The sequence below is a fragment of the Leeuwenhoekiella sp. H156 genome, assembly GCF_052218455.1.
GTDB classification, from domain to species: Bacteria; Bacteroidota; Bacteroidia; order Flavobacteriales; family Flavobacteriaceae; genus Leeuwenhoekiella; species Leeuwenhoekiella parthenopeia.
Genome location: NZ_CP197499.1, coordinates 3,723,283 through 3,742,250, shown reverse-complemented (window position 1 = coordinate 3,742,250; position 18,968 = coordinate 3,723,283). Strand labels below are relative to the sequence as shown.

The 18,968-nt window shown below is 42.2% G+C and carries 16 protein-coding genes; 6 read left to right on the top strand and 10 right to left on the bottom strand.

All coding sequences use genetic code 11. From position 1 onward, the window contains the following. Positions 1-35: 35 nt before the first annotated feature. The 5 genes from ACSSS3_RS15825 to ACSSS3_RS15805 all read right to left on the bottom strand — a co-directional run bounded on the left by ACSSS3_RS15825 (position 36) and on the right by ACSSS3_RS15805 (position 2,824). On the bottom strand, positions 36-371 hold the full coding sequence (locus ACSSS3_RS15825) for a ribonuclease Z (RefSeq protein ID WP_442845439.1): 336 nt from the start codon (positions 369-371) through the stop codon (positions 36-38). Then, entirely contained in the window at positions 368-1,300 is a 933-nt protein-coding gene (locus ACSSS3_RS15820) for an aspartate carbamoyltransferase catalytic subunit (RefSeq protein WP_442845438.1), read from the bottom strand. The genes ACSSS3_RS15825 and ACSSS3_RS15820 overlap by 4 nt, the downstream gene beginning before the upstream one ends. Positions 1,301-1,325: 25 nt before the next feature. After that, on the bottom strand, positions 1,326-1,865 hold the full coding sequence (gene pyrR / locus ACSSS3_RS15815; RefSeq protein WP_442845437.1) for a bifunctional pyr operon transcriptional regulator/uracil phosphoribosyltransferase PyrR: 540 nt from the start codon (positions 1,863-1,865) through the stop codon (positions 1,326-1,328). A gap of 111 nt (positions 1,866-1,976) precedes the next feature. Then, entirely contained in the window at positions 1,977-2,129 is a 153-nt protein-coding gene (locus tag ACSSS3_RS15810; protein WP_442845436.1) for a hypothetical protein, read from the bottom strand. Next, positions 2,129-2,824, bottom strand: coding sequence for a DUF4294 domain-containing protein (locus ACSSS3_RS15805; protein WP_228230396.1), 696 nt, complete (start codon positions 2,822-2,824; stop codon positions 2,129-2,131). Before ACSSS3_RS15805 ends, ACSSS3_RS15810 begins: the two co-directional genes overlap by 1 nt. Positions 2,825-2,933: 109 nt before the next feature. On the opposite strand from ACSSS3_RS15805, the gene ACSSS3_RS15800 reads away from it, so the two are divergent. The 6 genes from ACSSS3_RS15800 to ACSSS3_RS15775 all read left to right on the top strand — a co-directional run bounded on the left by ACSSS3_RS15800 (position 2,934) and on the right by ACSSS3_RS15775 (position 14,517). Further along, positions 2,934-4,019 (top strand): M42 family metallopeptidase, encoded by a 1,086-nt coding sequence (locus ACSSS3_RS15800; protein WP_442845435.1) that lies wholly within the window; start codon positions 2,934-2,936, stop codon positions 4,017-4,019. Positions 4,020-4,216: 197 nt separating this feature from the next. Next, the gene (locus tag ACSSS3_RS15795; protein WP_442845434.1) at positions 4,217-5,293 is read left to right on the top strand and encodes a DNA topoisomerase IB; all 1,077 of its coding nucleotides are present in this window, start codon (positions 4,217-4,219) and stop codon (positions 5,291-5,293) included. Positions 5,294-5,398: 105 nt separating this feature from the next. Then, on the top strand, positions 5,399-8,230 hold the full coding sequence (gene uvrA, locus ACSSS3_RS15790; protein ID WP_442845433.1) for an excinuclease ABC subunit UvrA: 2,832 nt from the start codon (positions 5,399-5,401) through the stop codon (positions 8,228-8,230). A 28-nt stretch (positions 8,231-8,258) separates the two neighbouring features. Continuing rightward, positions 8,259-8,948 carry a TIGR00730 family Rossman fold protein gene (locus ACSSS3_RS15785; RefSeq protein WP_442845432.1) on the top strand — a complete coding sequence of 230 codons (690 nt, stop codon included), beginning with the start codon at positions 8,259-8,261 and terminating at the stop codon, positions 8,946-8,948. Between the two features lie 96 nt (positions 8,949-9,044). Beyond that, positions 9,045-11,888, top strand: a complete 2,844-nt coding sequence (locus ACSSS3_RS15780) for a metalloprotease (protein WP_442845431.1) — start codon at positions 9,045-9,047, stop codon at positions 11,886-11,888. Positions 11,889-12,105: 217 nt separating this feature from the next. After that, the gene (locus tag ACSSS3_RS15775) at positions 12,106-14,517 is read left to right on the top strand and encodes an alpha-ketoacid dehydrogenase subunit alpha/beta (protein ID WP_442845430.1); all 2,412 of its coding nucleotides are present in this window, start codon (positions 12,106-12,108) and stop codon (positions 14,515-14,517) included. Here ACSSS3_RS15775 and ACSSS3_RS15770 read toward each other — a convergent pair whose 3' ends face one another. The 5 genes from ACSSS3_RS15770 to ACSSS3_RS15750 form a co-directional block, all read right to left on the bottom strand. Beyond that, positions 14,518-16,059: a PH domain-containing protein gene (locus tag ACSSS3_RS15770; RefSeq protein ID WP_442845429.1), complete on the bottom strand. Its 1,542-nt coding sequence runs from the start codon at positions 16,057-16,059 to the stop codon at positions 14,518-14,520. Continuing rightward, on the bottom strand, positions 16,043-16,564 hold the full coding sequence (locus tag ACSSS3_RS15765) for a PH domain-containing protein (RefSeq protein ID WP_442845428.1): 522 nt from the start codon (positions 16,562-16,564) through the stop codon (positions 16,043-16,045). Before ACSSS3_RS15765 ends, ACSSS3_RS15770 begins: the two co-directional genes overlap by 17 nt. A 143-nt stretch (positions 16,565-16,707) precedes the next feature. Beyond that, a complete protein-coding gene (locus tag ACSSS3_RS15760) occupies positions 16,708-17,547 on the bottom strand; it encodes a 1,4-dihydroxy-2-naphthoyl-CoA synthase (RefSeq protein WP_228230468.1) in 840 nt (279 codons plus the stop codon). Positions 17,548-17,585: 38 nt separating this feature from the next. Then, on the bottom strand, positions 17,586-18,434 hold the full coding sequence (locus tag ACSSS3_RS15755; protein WP_228230388.1) for a CvfB family protein: 849 nt from the start codon (positions 18,432-18,434) through the stop codon (positions 17,586-17,588). A gap of 133 nt (positions 18,435-18,567) precedes the next feature. Then, positions 18,568-18,909 carry a DUF2853 family protein gene (locus tag ACSSS3_RS15750; protein WP_228230387.1) on the bottom strand — a complete coding sequence of 114 codons (342 nt, stop codon included), beginning with the start codon at positions 18,907-18,909 and terminating at the stop codon, positions 18,568-18,570. Positions 18,910-18,968: the final 59 nt, after the last annotated feature.

Genomic DNA, 18,968 nt, shown 5'->3' with positions numbered 1-18,968 from the left:
TTCTCTTACAAAAAAATCGTATTTCCTCTTGTGGCTTAGAATCCCAGATCGCGCTGTATTTCTTCAAGCTCAATAACGTCTTTGGCTTCGCCCAAAGTAGGCACAACCATAATTTCTTCGGGAACCCGGTCAATATGCACCGCCTTATTTACAATAACAAAAGACTTATTATCAGCACGCTGTTGATTAGAAACAGGTAAAAACAATAATAAATCTTCCAGACTTAGTTTTTCATATTTGAGTAAGTCAATCACGAGATTTTCTGAAGCGTAGGCTTTAGGAATAATAAATTCCAGGAAGGAAGCGAAGCTTTTGATCCCGTCTTCCTCATCGCCCAGAATGGTATACGTGTCTTTTTTGGTTACAATCATTGTTGTTTAATTTTTGAAGCCAACAGGTAGATAACGGCCATACGTATCGCCACACCATTTTCAACCTGATTGAGAATAATAGATTGGCTGCTGTCTGCCACATCACTGGTAATCTCAACACCACGGTTAATAGGTCCCGGGTGCATTACTACGATCTCCTTGTTGAGTGAGTCAAGCAATTCTTTATCTAAACCGTACTGCTGGGTATATTCGCGGGTTGACGGAAAGTAGCTGATATCCATTCGTTCATTCTGAACACGAAGCATATTGGCCACGTCACACCACTCCAAGGCTTTTCTCAGGTTTAATTCTACTTTAACCCCAAGAGACTCAATGTATTTAGGCATTAGCGTTTTAGGACCGCACACCTTCACTTCTGCTCCTAGATGTTTCAACGCAAAAATATTGGAAAGCGCAACCCTACTGTGTAAAATATCGCCTACAATGACGATTTTTTTACCGGCAATCCCACCCAGTTTTTTAGTTATGGAATAGGCATCAAGCAATGCCTGAGTAGGATGCTCGTGTGCACCATCACCGGCGTTTACAATACTGGCCTTAATATTTTTAGACAGAAATACCCCGGCTCCGGGATTGGGATGCCGCATCACAACCATATCTACTTTCATAGACAAAATATTGTTTACGGTATCTATGAGTGTTTCTCCCTTCTTCACAGATGAAGCTCCCGCAGAAAAGTTAATTACATCTGCACTGAGGCGTTTTTCGGCAAGTTCAAAAGAAAGTTTGGTACGGGTACTGTTTTCGAAAAAAAGGTTGGCAATCGTGATGTCCCGAAGCGAAGGCACTTTCTTGATTGGACGGTTAATGACCTCCTTAAAATGATCTGCGGTTTCAAAAATGAGATCAATATCTGCTTTTGTGATGTACTTTATTCCCAGTAAGTGATTGACACTAAGCTCGCTCATTTTTAATTATCTCTTTAGGCTTAAATTATTTATTAACCAGGTAAACCGCATCTTCGCCTCCGTTTTCAACCCATTTGACAAGGACTTTTTCTTCATTAATCGCATCAACCTGCCGCCCCCTGTAAGTAGGCTGAATGGGCAGGTGCCTGCTAAAACGCCGGTCTATCAGAGTAAGCAGTTCAACATTTTTGGGTCTGCCAAAGCTTTGTACTGCTGTTAACGCAGCATTGATGCTTCGGCCGGTGTATAAAACGTCATCAATAAAGACCACGTTTTTATCCTCAACCACAAAATCGATACGGGTTTTATTAGCTTCAAGAGGTTTATCCCCTCTTCTAAAGTCGTCTCTAAAGAAAGTAATATCCAGATAACCCAGCTTGATGCTTTCTATCTTATACTCGCCCTCCAATAGCTTTTTGATGCGCTCGGCCACATAAATTCCCCGGGGTTGAATCCCAATAAGAACGGTTTGTTTAAAATCTTTGTGATTTTCAATGAGTTGACAGGCCAGACGATTGAGAATGATATTGATTTCTTTTGCGTTAAGCAGCGTTTTCTGGCTCATAGTACGGTCAACGGTGTTTGGAAGCGCAAAGGTATTTATTTTTTTATTGAAATTTTACCGCTTAGGCGAGTTTAAAGAAGGAATGTGAGAAATGGCGCTCAGACTTTAAATTCAGGCATCTTCATCTTTTTTTTCGCTTCTAAAAAAATTGAATCCAAATGGAATCACCAAAAACAGGAAGAAATACTTACCGGTTACAAGGCCAATCAAGGTGATGAGTGCTGCAACAATGTAAAGCCAGTTTTCTTTTAAGATACGCATCATCAGTCAATACCTTGCTTCGGCTTCGATTTATACCATTTATTAGTTAACTCCAGAAAATTCAATTCAATCGCAGGATCCTGAGGCTCCAGTATTTTCTGCTGAAAACTACGCTGTAAAATATCTTCTATCAGATAATCTTCTTCCACATTAACCGGATCGTAAATTTCCTTCAGGGAAATATCAAAAAAACTGGCCGTGGTATTTAGCAAAAACGCTTTTAAACCACTTCTGTAGTTTTTGATCAGCTCAAAAGTAGTCTGACCGGTTTGACGATACATCAGTTTCACTAAAATCTGACCTTCGGTGCGGGTAAGTTTTTTGAGTTCTTCCTTAAATTCATCTTCCACATACCGCTGAATAATCTTGGTATAACGCTTTTTGTCGCGCTTGGATTTCATAGCATCAAGACGGGCATTGAGCTCCACCAGACGTTCACCTGCCAGTTTTGCATAGGGCCATACTTTTCGGGTTTTACGTCTCAAAATCAAATACCTGCGGCGGGCATCATCATCATTGAATTTTAAACGCGCCAGCACCACCACATCATCCAGAAAGATCGCTGAGCGTGCAATACTGTCACCTTCCACATAATAGTAGAGTGGTTCTACAGTATCTGTTTCAACTTCGGGAGGAGTGGTCTGAGCTCGTGTCACAAAGCCTAAAAGCAGAAAGAGTATGTATACAGAATTCTTCAAATTTTCTTTTTCTCTAATTAGATCGAAAACCATTCCAAAAGTACACAATCGCTCAGATTGCTTTATGCTTTTGGCATGAATATTCTTACTTTCGTACAAAATTGAAATTATGTCAAAAAGCATTTTAAACGATAAGTCCCTCGACTTTTTAGAATCCTATCTCAATAACGCCGCCCCCACAGGTTACGAGTGGGAAGGCCAGAAAATATGGATGAACTATCTTAAGCCGTATGTAGATACTTTTATCACCGATAACTATGGTACTGCGGTAGGTGTTATCAATCCGGACGCAAAATACAAAGTGGTGATTGAAGGTCATGCTGATGAAATCTCCTGGTATGTAAACTACATTACAGACGATGGTTTGATCTACGTAATACGTAACGGCGGTAGCGATCATCAGATTGCCCTATCAAAGCTGGTTAACATTCACACTAAAAACGGAATCGTAAAAGGCGTTTTTGGCTGGCCGGCAATTCACACCCGCGACAAAAGTGATGAGAAAGCTCCAAAACAGGACAATATCTTCATCGACACCGGATGCAAAACCAAAAAGGAAGTAGAAGAACTGGGCGTTCACGTAGGTTGTGTGATCACCTACCCGGATACCTTCACCATCCTCAATAAAAATAAATTTGTTTGCCGCGCGCTTGATAACCGTATGGGTGGCTTTATGATTGCTGAAGTAGCCCGTTTAATCAAAGAAAACGGCAAGAAATTAGATTTCGGACTCTACGTGGTAAACTCGGTACAGGAAGAAATTGGGCTTCGCGGAGCGGAAATGATTACCCAGACCATTAAACCCAACGTGGCCATTGTAACCGATGTGACCCACGATACCACTACCCCAATGATCGAGAAGAAAACTAACGGTCACGCTGCTATAGGCGATGGTCCTGTTATTTCTTATGCACCGGCAATTCAGCAGAAGCTGCGCGATTTAATTATTGAGACAGCCGAGGAGAAAAATATTCCGTTTCAACGCGCTGCGTGTAGCCGTGCCACCGGTACAGATACCGATGCTTTTGCGTACAGCAACGGTGGTGTGCCTTCGGCTTTGATTAGTTTACCGCTTCGTTATATGCATACCACTGTAGAAATGGTGCATCGCGATGATGTGGAAAATGTGATTAAAATGATTTACGAAAGCGTACTTAAAATTAAAGACGGTCAGAGTTTTAGTTATTTTGACTAAATTAGGCTTACGCTAACCATCAATGCTAATACCCGAAGTCACAACTCGTGCTTTGGGTATTTTCATTTTTAGCGAAAATGACCGGGCCTCAACTTTCAATTTTACTGAAAGTTATTTCACAGTTTCTTAGCAGAAGAGCCGGTTTTATTATCATTTCATTAGTAACGCGAGGCTCTAATTGATGCTATATTTGGGTTATGACCATTACCCAAGATACCCTTCAGGATATTCTCGACAGCCCGCAAGAGGCTGCTAAACTCGCCAATCTCATCTACGTGACCGATGAGCACCTTACCATTTGCCGTAAAAAGCACGGCAAGGGTTTTCGCTATTGCAAAAACGATATTACTATAAAATCAAAGCCGCTATTGCAGCGTATAAAAAAGTTGGTGATTCCGCCGGCCTGGCAGGATGTGCTGATCTCAGAACCTGAAAACGGACATTTGCAGGCGGTAGGTCGCGACGAAAAAGACCGTAAAGTCTACCTCTATCATGAGAGCTGGAATAAGTTGCGCAACGAAACCAAATTCTTAAAACTCGCCGCTTTTGCCAATGTTTTGCCCCAATTGCGTAAACAGGTTGATGCAGACCTTGATGCTCCCGAAATGACGCGGCGTAAAGTTCTGGCACTGGTCATTCGGCTTATGGAAGAAACACATATACGCGTGGGAAACGCCTACTATGCCAAGCATAATGAGACCTACGGACTTTCAACCCTGCGCACCCGGCACGTAAAAACAACCGAAAGCGGTATGCGCTTTAAGTTTGTAGGCAAAAAAGGAAAAGAGCACGACATCGCCATTACCGACGAACAGCTTATCGAGCTGGTCAATCAATGTGAGGATATACCCGGCTGGGATTTGTTTCAGTTCTATGACGAAAACGGAAACAAAGATCACATCGACAGCGGGATGGTTAATGAGTACATTCACGAGCTGAGCGGCGACCTGTTTTCAGCAAAAGACTTCAGAACCTGGGCAGCGACCAAGATCTTTTTTGAATCGCTCAGAGATCTGGGTTACGTTGAGGATGAAAAGCAAAACGCTAAAAACCTGATCACCGCCTATGATGCCACAGCAGAGGGATTAGGCAATACCCGCAGTGTGTGCCGTGACTACTATGTACATCCGGTAATTCCGGAAGCTTATCAGGACGGAAGCATCACCAAATCTTTTGATAAACTCAAAGACAAATCCCTCAGAAACCGGAAGAATTTCTCCAAAACCGAACAGGTTATAGCAGAAATGCTCAGCAACTACGAGGTTTCTATTTAAACTACATTTTTAACCTATTCGTAACACGGATTTCTACTAAGTCCGTTTGGGGTTGACTACTAAATTTCACGCAATTACAGTACCTTTGCACACTTGAAAAAGAAAATGGCAGAAACACAAGAATATATTGAGGTTTATGGTGCCCGCGCCCATAATCTTAAAAATATCGATGTACAGATTCCGCGGGAAAAACTAGTGGTGATAACCGGTTTATCGGGCAGCGGAAAGAGTTCGCTCGCTTTTGACACCATCTATGCCGAAGGGCAACGCCGCTATATCGAAACATTCTCAGCATACGCCCGCCAGTTTTTGGGTGGACTCGAGCGACCTGATGTTGATAAAATTCAGGGGCTCTCCCCCGTTATTGCGATTGAGCAAAAAACAACCAGTAAAAGTCCGCGCTCTACCGTAGGTACCATAACAGAGATTTACGACTTTTTACGCCTGCTCTACTCGCGCGCCAGTGACGCGTACAGTTACGAGACCGGTGAAAAAATGGTAAGCTACAGCGATGAGCAAATAAAAGATCTTATCAAAACCGAATATCAGGGCAAACGCATCAATGTGCTGGCACCGGTTATTCGCAGTCGTAAAGGTCATTATCGCGAACTTTTTGAGCAAATCGCCAAACAGGGCTTTGTGAAAGTTCGTGTAGACGGTGAAGTGCGTGATATTGTAAAGGGCATGAAAATTGACCGTTACAAAACGCACGATATCGAGATTGTAATTGACCGTTTAAAAATCGAAGACAATCAGGATATTGACAAGCGCATCCTGGAAACCATCAATACCGCGATGTATCACGGGGAAGATGTGATGATGGTGCTTGATCACGATACCAATGAAGCGCGCTATTTCAGCCGTAGCCTGATGTGTCCTACTTCCGGAATATCCTATCCCAACCCCGAGCCGAATAATTTTTCCTTCAATTCACCCAAAGGTGCCTGCCCTAAATGTAATGGCATAGGTACTTTGCGCGTGGTAAATGTAGATAAGATTATTCCGGACCCTAAACTTTCAATCAAAGGAGGCGGTCTTGCACCCCACGGAAATCAAAAAAGCAACTGGATTTTCAAACAGCTGGAAATCATCGCACAACGCTTCAACTTTAAATTGACTGATCCCATAAAAGACATCCCAAAAGAGGCGATGGATATGATTCTGTATGGCGGAAACGAAAAGTTTACCGTAGAATCAAAAACTCTGGGGGTCACCCGCAATTATAAAATTGATTTTGAAGGGGTTGCAAATTTTATAGAAAGCACCTATCACAAGAATGATTCGGCATCCCTCAAACGCTGGGCAAAAGAATACATGGAAAAAGTGGTTTGCCCCGAGTGTGAAGGATCGCGACTGCGTAAAGAGTCGTTATACTTCCGCGTACGCGAAAAAAATATAGCCGAGCTTGCAAATATGGATATTCTGGAGCTCAAAGACTGGTTTCTGGAACTTCCCAAACATTTAAGCGAAAAGCAAACCGCAATCGCTACTGAAATTTTAAAGGAAATCAATACTCGTATTCAGTTTTTGGTAGATGTGGGCCTTACGTATCTTTCCCTAAACCGAAGCTCCAAATCCCTTTCGGGCGGTGAGGCGCAGCGTATACGCCTGGCGACGCAAATTGGTTCGCAGCTCGTAGGTGTGCTGTATATTTTAGATGAGCCCAGTATAGGTTTGCATCAGCGCGATAATGAAAAGCTGATCAATTCGTTGATTTCACTTCGGGACATAGGTAACTCTATTATCGTAGTAGAACACGATAAAGATATGATTGAGCGTGCCGATTATGTGATTGACATTGGCCCTTTTGCGGGTAAACACGGTGGGGAAATCATCAGCGAGGGCACTCCAAAGCAACTTTTACAACAGCATACGCTTACCGCACAATACTTAAACGGCGAAAAAGAAATCGCTGTTCCTGAAAAAAGACGAAAAGGCAACGGCAAGAAAATAGTGCTCAAAGGCACTACAGGTAACAACCTTAAAAAGGTAGATGTTGAATTTCCGCTTGGCAAAATGATCGTGGTAACCGGTGTTTCGGGCAGTGGTAAGTCTACGCTCATCAATGAGACCCTCTACCCTATTATGAATGCGCATTACTTTAACGGCGTCAAAAAACCGGAGCCGTATAAAAGCATCAAAGGCCTTGACGAGTGTGACAAAGTGATAGACATCAACCAGTCACCCATAGGTAGAACCCCGCGTTCTAACCCGGCGACCTATACCGGTGTATTTAGTGAAATACGCAATTTGTTCGCTAAAATCCCGGAATCGCTAATACGTGGTTACAAACCGGGACGTTTCAGCTTTAATGTGGCGGGAGGACGCTGTGAAACCTGTAAAGGTGGCGGACTCCGCGTGATTGAAATGAACTTTTTACCCGATGTGTATGTGGAATGTGAGACCTGCCAGGGGAAACGCTTCAACCGCGAGACGCTTGAGATTCGGTATAAAGGCAAAAGTATTGCCGATGTGCTGGAGATGACCATTGACGAGGCGGTACCGTTTTTTGAACACATCCCGAAAATCTTCCGGAAACTGAAAACCATTCAGGATGTGGGATTGGGATATATTTCGCTAGGACAGCAGTCTACGACGCTTTCGGGTGGCGAGGCACAGCGCATCAAACTGGCAACTGAACTGTCTAAACGCGATACGGGAAATACCTTTTACATTCTCGATGAACCCACAACCGGTTTGCATTTTGAAGATGTACGCATCCTGATGGATGTTTTAAATAAACTGACCGATAAGGGCAATACCATGCTTATCATCGAGCATAATATGGATGTGATAAAAATGGCAGACCATATTATCGATATAGGTTACGAGGGCGGAAAAAACGGCGGACAGCTCGTCGCCAGCGGTACTCCTGAAGAAGTCGCAAAAGATAAGAAGAGCTACACGGCAAAATTCCTTCGAAATGAATTAAATTGAGCCGCTTTAAAATTGAGATTATCGTATTATGAGAAATGAAAGTAAGCCAAAAGGCTGGAATGAAATAAAAACAAACGACTCGTGGGCCATTTTTAAAATTATGGGCGAGTTTGTAAGCGGATTTGAAAAACTAAGCCGTATAGGGCCTTGTGTTTCCATTTTTGGTAGCGCACGTACCAAACCTGATGAAAAATATTATAAGCTGGCTGTGGATATCGCCGAAAAAATCGTCGAAAACGGTTATGGCGTAATCACCGGCGGCGGTCCCGGTATTATGGAAGCCGGTAATAAAGGAGCTCATTTAGCCGGAGGAACTTCGGTGGGACTAAACATAGATCTGCCTTTTGAGCAGCACGACAACCCGTATATCGACAGCGACAAGAGTATCGATTTTGATTACTTTTTTGTGCGTAAAGTGATGTTTGTAAAGTATTCACAGGGATTTGTGGTGCTTCCGGGAGGTTTTGGTACGCTTGACGAATTGTTTGAATCGATCACACTTATCCAAACTCACAAAATTGACCGGTTCCCAATCATTCTTGTAGGCACCGAATACTGGCAGGGCCTTTTTGACTGGATCAAAAACACACTGCTTGATACCTTTCAAACCATAAGCCCGGGAGATGTTGATCTGTTATATTTAGTAGATACGGAAGACGAAGTTCTTGAAGTGCTCAATAATTTCTACAAGGAGTATAAATTGAGTCCAAATTTTTAAAATTAAAACCAAAGACTCCCGTTTTGCGTTAGGTATACTAATTGATACATAATCTGAAACTCTATTGTTATTCTGATAACCCCAAACTTCTGTTCTATGCAAAAATCCTTTAATGCGTTTTCTTTGACGTTATTACTGGTATTGCTTGTGCTGCCTGAATTTGGGATAGCCCAGAACAAACTGAATATCGCGGTGCGCCTTGATGAAGAGAATCGGCTTTTAACCATCCAACAAGATGTAAGCTTTGTCAATACTTCTTCAGATACCCTTGAAGTTATTTATTTTAATGACTGGGCAAACAGTTTTGCTTCTAAGCGCTCCGAACTTGGGGTGCGTTTTGAGGAGAATTACGACCGAAGATTTCATTTGGCTCCTGAGGAAGACCGCGGTTCATCAAAGATCAACAACATCATTGATGAAAATTTCAGAAATCTGGAATTCAAAAGACTCCCTAAAGCTGAAGATATACTGGTAGTAAACCTGAATAAGCCGCTGTTGCCCGGCGAGTCTCAGAAAATCAAAATGCACTATAACATACGTGTACCGGACAGCAGGTTTACAGGTTATGGTGCATTGAACAACGGAGATTACAATTTAAAATACTGGTTTATTGCTCCTGCAGTTTACGACGGGGAATGGCAGTACTACAGCAACAAAAACCTGGATGACCTGTATATGGCTCCTACCGATTTTTCGATTGACTTCTCCTTTCAGAGCGACTTTCAATTAATCAATGAACTCGATACCAAGCCCGAAGAGCTTTCGGCTAATACCCAGTTTAAAACCGTACATCTGGAAGGTGACAACCGCAACAATACCACCATTTACCTTCGGAAAAAATCAGAATTTGATATCACCGAGACCGACGCGTTTACGGTAATTACCAATATCAAAGACAAAAAAGTCATCCCGGAACGTGAAGCCATCATCATCGATAAGATTACGGGCTTTTTGACCGAAAAGCTGGGCGACTATCCGTTCGACAAACTGGTAATTTCGGTTATTGACTATCGCGATAATCCGGTTTACGGTCTCAATCAGCTTCCCGATTTTCTGAGTCCGTTTCCTGAAGATTTCAAGTACGAACTCAAAATTCTAAAGACTACCGTAGATAATTATATAGATCGTACGCTCTACATCAATCCGCGTAAAGACCGCTGGATCTCCGATGCCATCAAGATGTACACTATGATGCAGTATATGGATCATTTCTACCCCAATCTTAAAGTAGTGGGTACCTTAAACCGGTATTGGGTCGCCAGACAATTTCATCTTTCTGAGATGGAATTTAATGAGCAGTTCAACCTGTTGTATTTGCATATGGCACGTATGAATCTCGATCAGCCCTTGACAACCCCAAGTGACTCGCTCATCAAGTTTAATAAGAATATTGCTAACGCCTATAAGGCCGGAAGCGGCTTCAATTATCTATCAGAATACCTGTCTGATGAAATCGTTGAAGAGAGTATCGATGCGTTTTACAGTCAAAATAAACTCAGGCTTACCTCTTCAAAAGCATTTGAAGCCATCCTGCGTGAAAAAGCACCAAAAAATCTGGATTGGTTTTTCGACGATTTTGTAAGCACGCGCAAAACCATAGATTTTAAATTTAACGAAGTAAAACGTCAGGGCGATTCCATCGCAATTGAGGTGCGCAATAAAACCAAGGCTAAAGTTCCTGTACCGGTTTATGCCATGTATAAGGACAGTATCATCTCAAAGACCTGGGTTGAGCCTTTTGTTGGAGAAAAAGACACTGTGATCTATGCTCCAGGAGCAGATCGGGTGGTTTTAAATGAGGAAGGTTTTATACCTGAATTTAACAGACGGAATAACTATAAAAAAATAAATCCCTTTTTAGGAGTAAATAAGCCTTTTCAATTTAAGCTCTTTCAGGATCTTGAAGACCCGGCTAAAAACCAGGTATTCTTTATGCCGGTTGCAGAATACAACTTTTATGACGGAATAAAGCTGGGAGCCAAGATGTATAACAAAACCATCCTGCAGAAGCCTTTTAGTTATAAAATAGAACCCCAGTATGGCCTTAAATCCAATCAGCTAACCGGTAGTGCCGGTTTTAGCTATACTCAGAATCTGGACGAAGGCAATCTGTTTGCCATTCGTTTTGGTGCGGGAGGCTCCCTTTCGTCCTATGCTCCTGATGCCTTGTACAAGACTTTAAGTCCGTTTTTGACCTTTGCGTTTCGGGAGTCCGATTTCAGGTCAGATCGCAGGCAATACCTTACGATAAGGAATATAAATGTGTATCGCGACGAATCTAATGTAATACAGAACGACGATCCCAACTACAGTGTATTTAATTTTCAATATACAAACAGCAGTCCGGGAATCATTAATTCTTTGAGTTACAATGCAGATTTTGAGCTGTCTCAAAAGTTTAGCAAATTCTCGGTTACGGCTAAATACCGAAGGGTATTTTTAAACAACCGCCAACTGGATCTTCGGTTTTTCGGTGGAACCTTTCTTTACAATGATACCCGATCTCAGGGAGATTATTTCAGCTTTGCTTTGGACCGTCCTACCGACTATCTTTTCAGTTACAATTATTACGGACGCTCTGAGGATACCGGTATTTATAGTCAGCAACTTATTATCGCCGAAGGTGGTTTTAAATCAAAACTCGATACCCCTTTTGGAAATCAATGGATTACTTCTGTAAATGCCAGTACTACCCTTTGGAATTTCATACACGGCTATGTAGACTTCGGTTTGGTTAAAAATGAGGGTGATCCTGCCCGTTTCTTATACGATAGCGGTATACGAACAGTTTTGGTGGAAGATTACTTTGAATTATTCTTTCCCGTTTATTCTTCTAAGGGTTGGGAAATCGCGCAGCCCGACTACGACCAAAAGATTCGTTTTATTGTAACGCTCGATCTGCGCACGATGCTAAAGCTTTTCACCAGAAAGTGGTATTAATACACTTATTTTACAAGCTGCTCTAAATCCCCTGTTACCCCGTTTAGCGACAGACGCTTAATTTGCATTATCGCATTAAAAACTTACCCAAACCTGTTAATATTGATTAAAAATCATTTTAATTGGTTTTTATTGAAAAATTATCATTTTATTAAAAAATTATTGAATTGTATGTAGTGGGATTTTTCTGTACTTTTACAAAAACGACATCATCCATATGCAAACAACGCCAGAGCCTATTTCAGAACTTTCTTTTGAAGACTTTAAAGCTACTGTAATAAACGATTATAAGATTGCTGTCACCAGCAGGGAATGTAGTTTATTGGGACGTCGCGAAGTACTCACGGGTAAGGCTAAATTCGGGATCTTTGGCGATGGTAAAGAAGTGCCCCAGCTAGCCATGGCAAAGGCTTTTAAAAAAGGAGACTGGCGTTCGGGCTATTACCGCGACCAGACCTTTATGATGGCGATAGATGAGTTTACCATAGAGAATTTCTTCGCAGGTCTTTATGCTCATACTGATATCAATTGCGATCCTATGAGTGCAGGTAAGCAAATGGGTGGTCACTTTGGAACGCACAGCCTTGACGATAACGGAAAACTTAAAAACCTCTTAGAGCAATACAACAGCAGTGCAGACATCTCTCCTACTGCAGGTCAAATGCCCAGATTGCTTGGGTTAGCACAGGCCTCCAAGATTTTTAGAAATGTGGAAGGCATAAATCAGGAAGGCTTATCGCAAGGCGGAAACGAAGTTGCCTGGGGAACCATAGGTAACGCCAGTACTTCTGAAGGTATGTTTTTTGAAACCATAAACGCAGCCGGAGTTTTACAGGTCCCTATGGTAATTAGTATCTGGGATGACGATTATGGTATTTCGGTACACGCAAAACACCAGACTACCAAAGAAAATATATCTGAAATCCTGAGTGGTTTTCAGCGAACAGAAAATGAAGCTGGTTTTGAAATCATTCGGGTAAAAGGCTGGGATTATCCGGAACTGGTTGATGCTTTTGAACAGGCAGGTAAAATCGCTCGTGAAGAGCATGTACCTGTTCTCCTGCACGTTACCGAACTAACCCAGCCTCAGGGACACTCCACCTCAGGATCTCACGAGCGTTATAAGAGCAAAGACCGCTTACAGTGGGAACGCGAGCACGATTGTAATGTAAAGATGCGCGAATGGATGATTGATAACCAGATCGCCACAGACGATGAGTTACAGGAACTGGATAAGCAAATTAAGCGCAACGTGCGTGAAGGCAAGCGCAAAGCCTGGGATGCTTTTCTTAACCCGGTGAAAGACGAAAAGAAAAAAGTAGTTAAACTCCTTGACAATCTTATCAAAGAAAGCTCAAATGGTCAGTTTATAAATCCAATCAAAAAGACTTTAGTAGACGAGAAAGACGCGCTTAAAACAGATGTACTGGTCGCAGCACGCAAAGCACTGCGCTTTGTAGCACATGAGCAAAGCGAAAGTATCACCGCACTCAAAGACTGGGTAAATAATTACATTGCAAAAGAGCAAAAAAATTACAGCAGTCATCTCTACAATGAATATGAGAACAAAGCCACGCAAATTGAAGCGGTAGCACCACGTTATGATGCCGAAGCCAAAACTGTTGATGCGCGTATCATACTCAGAGACAACTTTGACGCCTTATTCACCAAATATCCGGAGAGCCTGGTCTTTGGAGAGGATACCGGTACTATTGGAGATGTTAATCAGGGATTAGAAGGTTTACAAAATAAATTTGGCAGCCTGCGGGTAGCTGATGCCGGGATTCGCGAAACCACCATTGTAGGACAGGGAATAGGTATGGCGCTTCGCGGACTGCGTCCTATTGCCGAAATACAATATCTGGACTATATTTTATATGCTATTGCCACATTAAGTGACGATCTGGCAACTTTAAGATACCGTACCCATGGTAAACAGACTGCTCCGCTTATCGTGCGTACGCGCGGCCATCGTCTGGAAGGTATCTGGCACAGTGGCTCACAAATGGGTGCTTTGTTAGGACTGCTCAGAGGGGTTTATATTCTAACGCCCAGAAATATGACTAAGGCAGCCGGATTTTACAATGCGCTGATGAAAAGCGACGAACCTGCGGTAATCATAGAGTGCCTTAACGGATATCGTTTAAAGGAAAAATTGCCCAGTAATGTAGGTGAGTTTACTACGCCTATAGGTGAGGTTGAAGTAGTACGCGAAGGAAATGATATTACTATTCTCTCTTACGGAAGCACCCTGCGTTTGGTAGAACAGGCTGCGAAGGAGCTTCAGGCTTCGGGAATTAGCTGTGAGGTAATTGATGCACAATCCCTCCTGCCCTTTGATCTCAATCACGATACCGTTAAGAGTATAGCTAAAACCAATCGTATTCTTGTTGTTGATGAAGATATGCCGGGTGGTGCTTCAGCTTACCTGTTGCAGCATATTCTTGATGAGCAAAAAGCCTTCCGATATCTGGATAGTGCCCCGCAAACGCTGAGCGCCAAACCCCACAGACCGGCTTATGGAACAGATGGAGATTATTTCTCTAAACCTTCCACAGAAGATATATTTGAAAAGGTTTATGAGATTATGCGCGAGGTAAATCCGCAGCAATACCCTGCAATTCGATAATTACATCCAGGCCTTTTTATCAATTTCTACCCTGTATAAGGCATAATTGATATAGCGCTGCATTTTTGAAGTGGTAACCGGAAACGAAATATCGCCACCGGCAGTATGAAAGGTATAGTTATACAAACCTCTGCGTTTGTACCAAAAGGGCTGGGTTACGCTTACAGATTGCAACTTATACAACTCCAGAATTTCGGTTTTTTGCGTCCATACCCCTTTGCGTTTAATTACAAATTCAGGCGTGATTTCTAATGAAAGCGCTTTGTACCAAAAAAATTGATAGGGTACAACGAGTCCTGCATAAATCACAAGAAGCACCAGACCTATTTCTACCATATAATTAGGCACTACAACAGAGCCTACAATAGCCGTAAGCACCAGTGGAAGACCGGCTATAATAATAAGTCGTAAATAGAGAATATAAGCCGGTTTAAACACCCGGCCGGGACGCATGCGATAGGTAAACAGAAATTTTTTAACCCGTTCCAGCTGCATGCGTTCCATTCCCGGAATACTAATTTGAGATTTTTGAAGGTCATCACGACTGCTTGCAATTGCAATCTGAGCCTCATTAAGATTGAGACGCTTTTGCACGGGATTAGTCACTATGCGCATCAATTGCACCCTTCTGGGTTTTAAGCTGACTTTGGTATTGGTCTTAAGACCCATCTCAAGCTCCAGAGAATCTTTGGTTTGCTTCAAGGTCAGGTCAAAATACTTTATAAAGATCTCGATGCTCGAGATAAAAATTCCCAAAATGAACATAGCTACAAAGACAAGAGCGGTAAGCACCAGTAGTTCTACAGGTTTACTGTAGGCTTCAAAATAACCTCGTATGCCCTCGCGATACTGCGATTCTTCAATAAGTTGAAATTCCCCAAACTGCTGATAAAGTGATCCCAGAAAAATGAGGATGAGCCAGACACCTCTGAAGTAGTTGCTGGTAAGACCCAATTTGAGTAACGCGAGTACCGAAAGCTTATGAACGGCAACCGAATCCTCCCCTGATTTATGATCTGCCGTGGCTTCAACATCATTAGTTTCCTGCTGTTTTTGGGCAGTTACTTCTTCCATAAGGATTTGTTGTAAATCTTTAGCCTCAGATTCGGAGAGCGCTTTGATATTGATTTCCTGTGCACTGCTTCCGGCAGTATCGAGAATAACACTGTACACTCCTATCAAACGTTGTAGAAGCGATCGTCTAAAATAAACCTGTTGAATTTTTGAAAAGGGAAGACTTATTACTTCAGTATTAAAAACCCCTTTTTGCAGAATAAACTCACGGTTATCATAATCTATATAAAAGCGGAATCGCTGAAACGACAAATAACTAAAGCCCAGCAACAGGAGCAGAACACCTATCAAAACGCTTAAGGCAATGCTTACAAGCTCTGAATTTGCTTCAAAACCTTTTAAGAAGAAATAGATTACCGCTGCACCAAAAATGCGTACAAATTTTACAGACTGCCCCAGAAATATGAAAATAATACCCAGTTTTGACTGTGTTTGCGGCTGTGAAAAAGGCTTATGCATCATCTTCATCAATAATATGATTGGCGACCTTATCTTTTAGACGGGCAGCAAGCTCCGGCGTTAGCCCGGGGATGTCAATATCGCTACCCGAGCCTCCTGCGGTAAAAATATTGAGGTTTGAAATTTTAAAAATTCGGTCTAAAGCACTCGCAGATGTTGAAATATGCTGTATACGGTTAAAAGGAATAACCGTTGTTTTCTCAAAAATAAACCCCCTGCGATACGCAATATCCCGCTCGCGTATTGCATAACCTAAAGTTTGCTGTAATTTATATTGATACCCGGCGGCAGACAAAACAAACAAAATAATACCTGCTCCCAGACCCGGAATCAGATAAGGAACATCGGTCACTTCACGCAGGAAAAATAAGCCCACCGTCACCGCAATAAAAAAAATAAGTTGAATACAAAGTACTTTGTATAAGCGCTTTACAGAAACTCCCGTATAATGTATCTCCTGATAATCAGGCAAGCTATCAAGATCAATTTGAGTATTGGTAAAGGTGGTATTCATAGGTTAAATGGTCTTAGGGTAAACCGCTGCCAAACCGATTTGACAGCAAGTTTTAGATACAAGAAAACACTTTAGAAATCCCGGTAATCGGGTAAAAGTGAATTTGATCTCTTAAAAATACCCGAATCAAACCAATTTCTTACCTATGGAATCCATTTTTTATCAAAATTAGGCTTCCTTTTTTCAAGAAATGCATTGCGACCTTCTTTAGCTTCCTCTGTCATATAGGCAAGTCGGGTAGCTTCACCGGCAAATACCTGTTGGCCAACCATGCCGTCATCGGTAAGGTTCATGGCAAACTTGAGCATTTTGATGGAAGTAGGCGATTTAGCCAAAATTTCCTGAGCCCACTCGTATGCGGTAGCTTCCAGCTCGTCGTGAGGTATCACGGCATTGACCATCCCCATTTCATAGGCTTCCTGAGCGGAATAATTGCGGCCTAAAAAGAAAATCTCCCGGGCCCGCTTCTGCCCTACCATTTTGGCTAAATATGCAGATCCGTAACCCCCGTCAAAACTGGTTACATCGGCATCGGTTTGTTTAAAAATAGCGTGTTCTTTGCTGGCCAGGGTTAAATCGCAAACCACGTGCAGGCTGTGCCCACCTCCTACTGCCCAACCCGGAACAACTGCGATTACCGCTTTGGGCATAAAACGAATAAGACGTTGCACATCAAGAATATTGAGACGATGATACCCATCTTCGCCTACATAACCCTGATCCCCACGTGCTTTCTGGTCACCTCCACTGCAAAAACTATAGACGCCGTCTTTGGGCGAAGGGCCTTCAGCAGAAAGCAGAATCACCCCCACAGAAATGTCTTCCTGTGCGATGTGAAAAGCATCCAGCAGTTCTGAAGTGGTTTTGGGTCTAAATGCATTACGCACTTCCGGACGGTTAAATGCAATTCGGGCGACACCATCAGCCTTTTTAAAGGTGATGTCACTGTATTCTTTAACGGTTTTCCAATCGGGTTGCTGCATGATCGTATAGCGCTTTAGTTTTCGCAAAAGCGAAAAAATTAATCGTTTTGAGAGTTTCCGGTAAGTTTGATTCCGGTTGGGGTAAGTTCTATCTGCTTGTCTTTATACAAAGCGCCGATGGCTTTTTTAAATAGCTTTTTACTGATACCGAAGTAGGCGTTGATGTCTTCTGGCGAGCTTTTGTCGTGAACCGGCAGACTCCCGCCGTTGCGCTTAAGTTCATCATAAATAAACTGTGCATTAGGCTCAACGCTTTTGTAGCCTTCGGGCTGAAGCAAAACATCAATCTTATTATCTTCCCTAACCCGTTTTATATAACCGGGCAGGCGGTCTCCCACCCTGATGTCTTCAAAAATGGTGTTTTTATGAACGAGACCCTGGTATTTTTCATTGATGATGACGTGGGCTCCAAATTCTGAAAAGTGAGAAACCATCAGATCTACCTTATCAAATTTGGCCACATCAACAGCTTCATTCTTAAGATACGTATTGAATTTTGATGAACCTACCAGGCGGTTTGTTCGCTCATCGAGATACATATAAATAACGTACCAGCTGCCTTCCCGCATTTCAGTTACCTGATTGGAAAAGGGTACAAAAAGTTCTTTGTCAAGACCCCAGTCTACAAACGCGCCAATTTTAGTTACTGAAGTACACTCCAGATAGGCAAATCCGTTTTTTAGAATATAAGGCTGCAGGGTTGTTGCAACAGGACGTTCTTCATTATCCAGATATACAAAAACATTGATCTCGTCTTCAAGTTCAAAACCTTCGGGGGCATATTTACCGGGTAACAGCACCTCATTTCCTTCTGCATCGCGTAAATATAATCCGGGACTTACATCGCGGTCAATAATCATAGTGTGGTATTCTCCCAGTGCCAGCATACTCTTTATTTAGGTTGTCAAAATTAGGAAAAAATGAAGGATTAACGACCGGCACCCTGCATTATGATGCTGAGAAGCCGTCATAAAAAAACCGCCCAAAAAGGGCGGCTTCCTATATATGTTGAAATGCGGCTTAGTTATAAACGCTTTCTTTACCGAAATGCTTGGTCAAAAGATAGTAAACTACCGCGCGGTATTTGTTGCGGTTTGATTTGCCGTAGTCCTCTAAAACTTTATGAATACCTTCCATCAATTTTGGACCATCGCTCAATCCTAACTTTTTAATGAGAAAATTATTTTTTACGGTTTCAAGCTCGCTTTCGCTACCTGCTGAAATCGTCGAAGAGTCTTTATTGTAAATTGAAGGACCACAACCAATGGTAACTTTGGTCAACAAATCCATGTCGGCATCGTGATTTAGTTTTTCTTTTAAATCAGCCGCATATTTTGCGATCATTTCATCTCTTTTGCTCATACTAATGTGAAGTTTTTAATTATTTAAGTTTAAGGATTTTAAATATACAGAAAAATCGA

Bases quoted from the DNA above. Each gene is read 5' to 3' on its own strand.
- ACSSS3_RS15825 (WP_442845439.1), bottom strand. From the start codon at position 371: ATGATTGTAACCAAAAAAGACACGTATACCATTCTGGGCGATGAGGAA.
- ACSSS3_RS15820 (WP_442845438.1), bottom strand. From the start codon at position 1,300: ATGAGCGAGCTTAGTGTCAATCACTTACTGGGAATAAAGTACATCACA.
- pyrR (WP_442845437.1), bottom strand. From the start codon at position 1,865: ATGAGCCAGAAAACGCTGCTTAACGCAAAAGAAATCAATATCATTCTC.
- ACSSS3_RS15810 (WP_442845436.1), bottom strand. From the start codon at position 2,129: ATGATGCGTATCTTAAAAGAAAACTGGCTTTACATTGTTGCAGCACTC.
- ACSSS3_RS15800 (WP_442845435.1), top strand. From the start codon at position 2,934: ATGTCAAAAAGCATTTTAAACGATAAGTCCCTCGACTTTTTAGAATCC.
- ACSSS3_RS15795 (WP_442845434.1), top strand. From the start codon at position 4,217: ATGACCATTACCCAAGATACCCTTCAGGATATTCTCGACAGCCCGCAA.
- uvrA (WP_442845433.1), top strand. From the start codon at position 5,399: ATGGCAGAAACACAAGAATATATTGAGGTTTATGGTGCCCGCGCCCAT.
- ACSSS3_RS15785 (WP_442845432.1), top strand. From the start codon at position 8,259: ATGAGAAATGAAAGTAAGCCAAAAGGCTGGAATGAAATAAAAACAAAC.
- ACSSS3_RS15780 (WP_442845431.1), top strand. From the start codon at position 9,045: ATGCAAAAATCCTTTAATGCGTTTTCTTTGACGTTATTACTGGTATTG.
- ACSSS3_RS15775 (WP_442845430.1), top strand. From the start codon at position 12,106: ATGCAAACAACGCCAGAGCCTATTTCAGAACTTTCTTTTGAAGACTTT.
- ACSSS3_RS15770 (WP_442845429.1), bottom strand. From the start codon at position 16,059: ATGAAGATGATGCATAAGCCTTTTTCACAGCCGCAAACACAGTCAAAA.
- ACSSS3_RS15765 (WP_442845428.1), bottom strand. From the start codon at position 16,564: ATGAATACCACCTTTACCAATACTCAAATTGATCTTGATAGCTTGCCT.
- ACSSS3_RS15760 (WP_228230468.1), bottom strand. From the start codon at position 17,547: ATGCAGCAACCCGATTGGAAAACCGTTAAAGAATACAGTGACATCACC.
- ACSSS3_RS15755 (WP_228230388.1), bottom strand. From the start codon at position 18,434: ATGCTGGCACTGGGAGAATACCACACTATGATTATTGACCGCGATGTA.
- ACSSS3_RS15750 (WP_228230387.1), bottom strand. From the start codon at position 18,909: ATGAGCAAAAGAGATGAAATGATCGCAAAATATGCGGCTGATTTAAAA.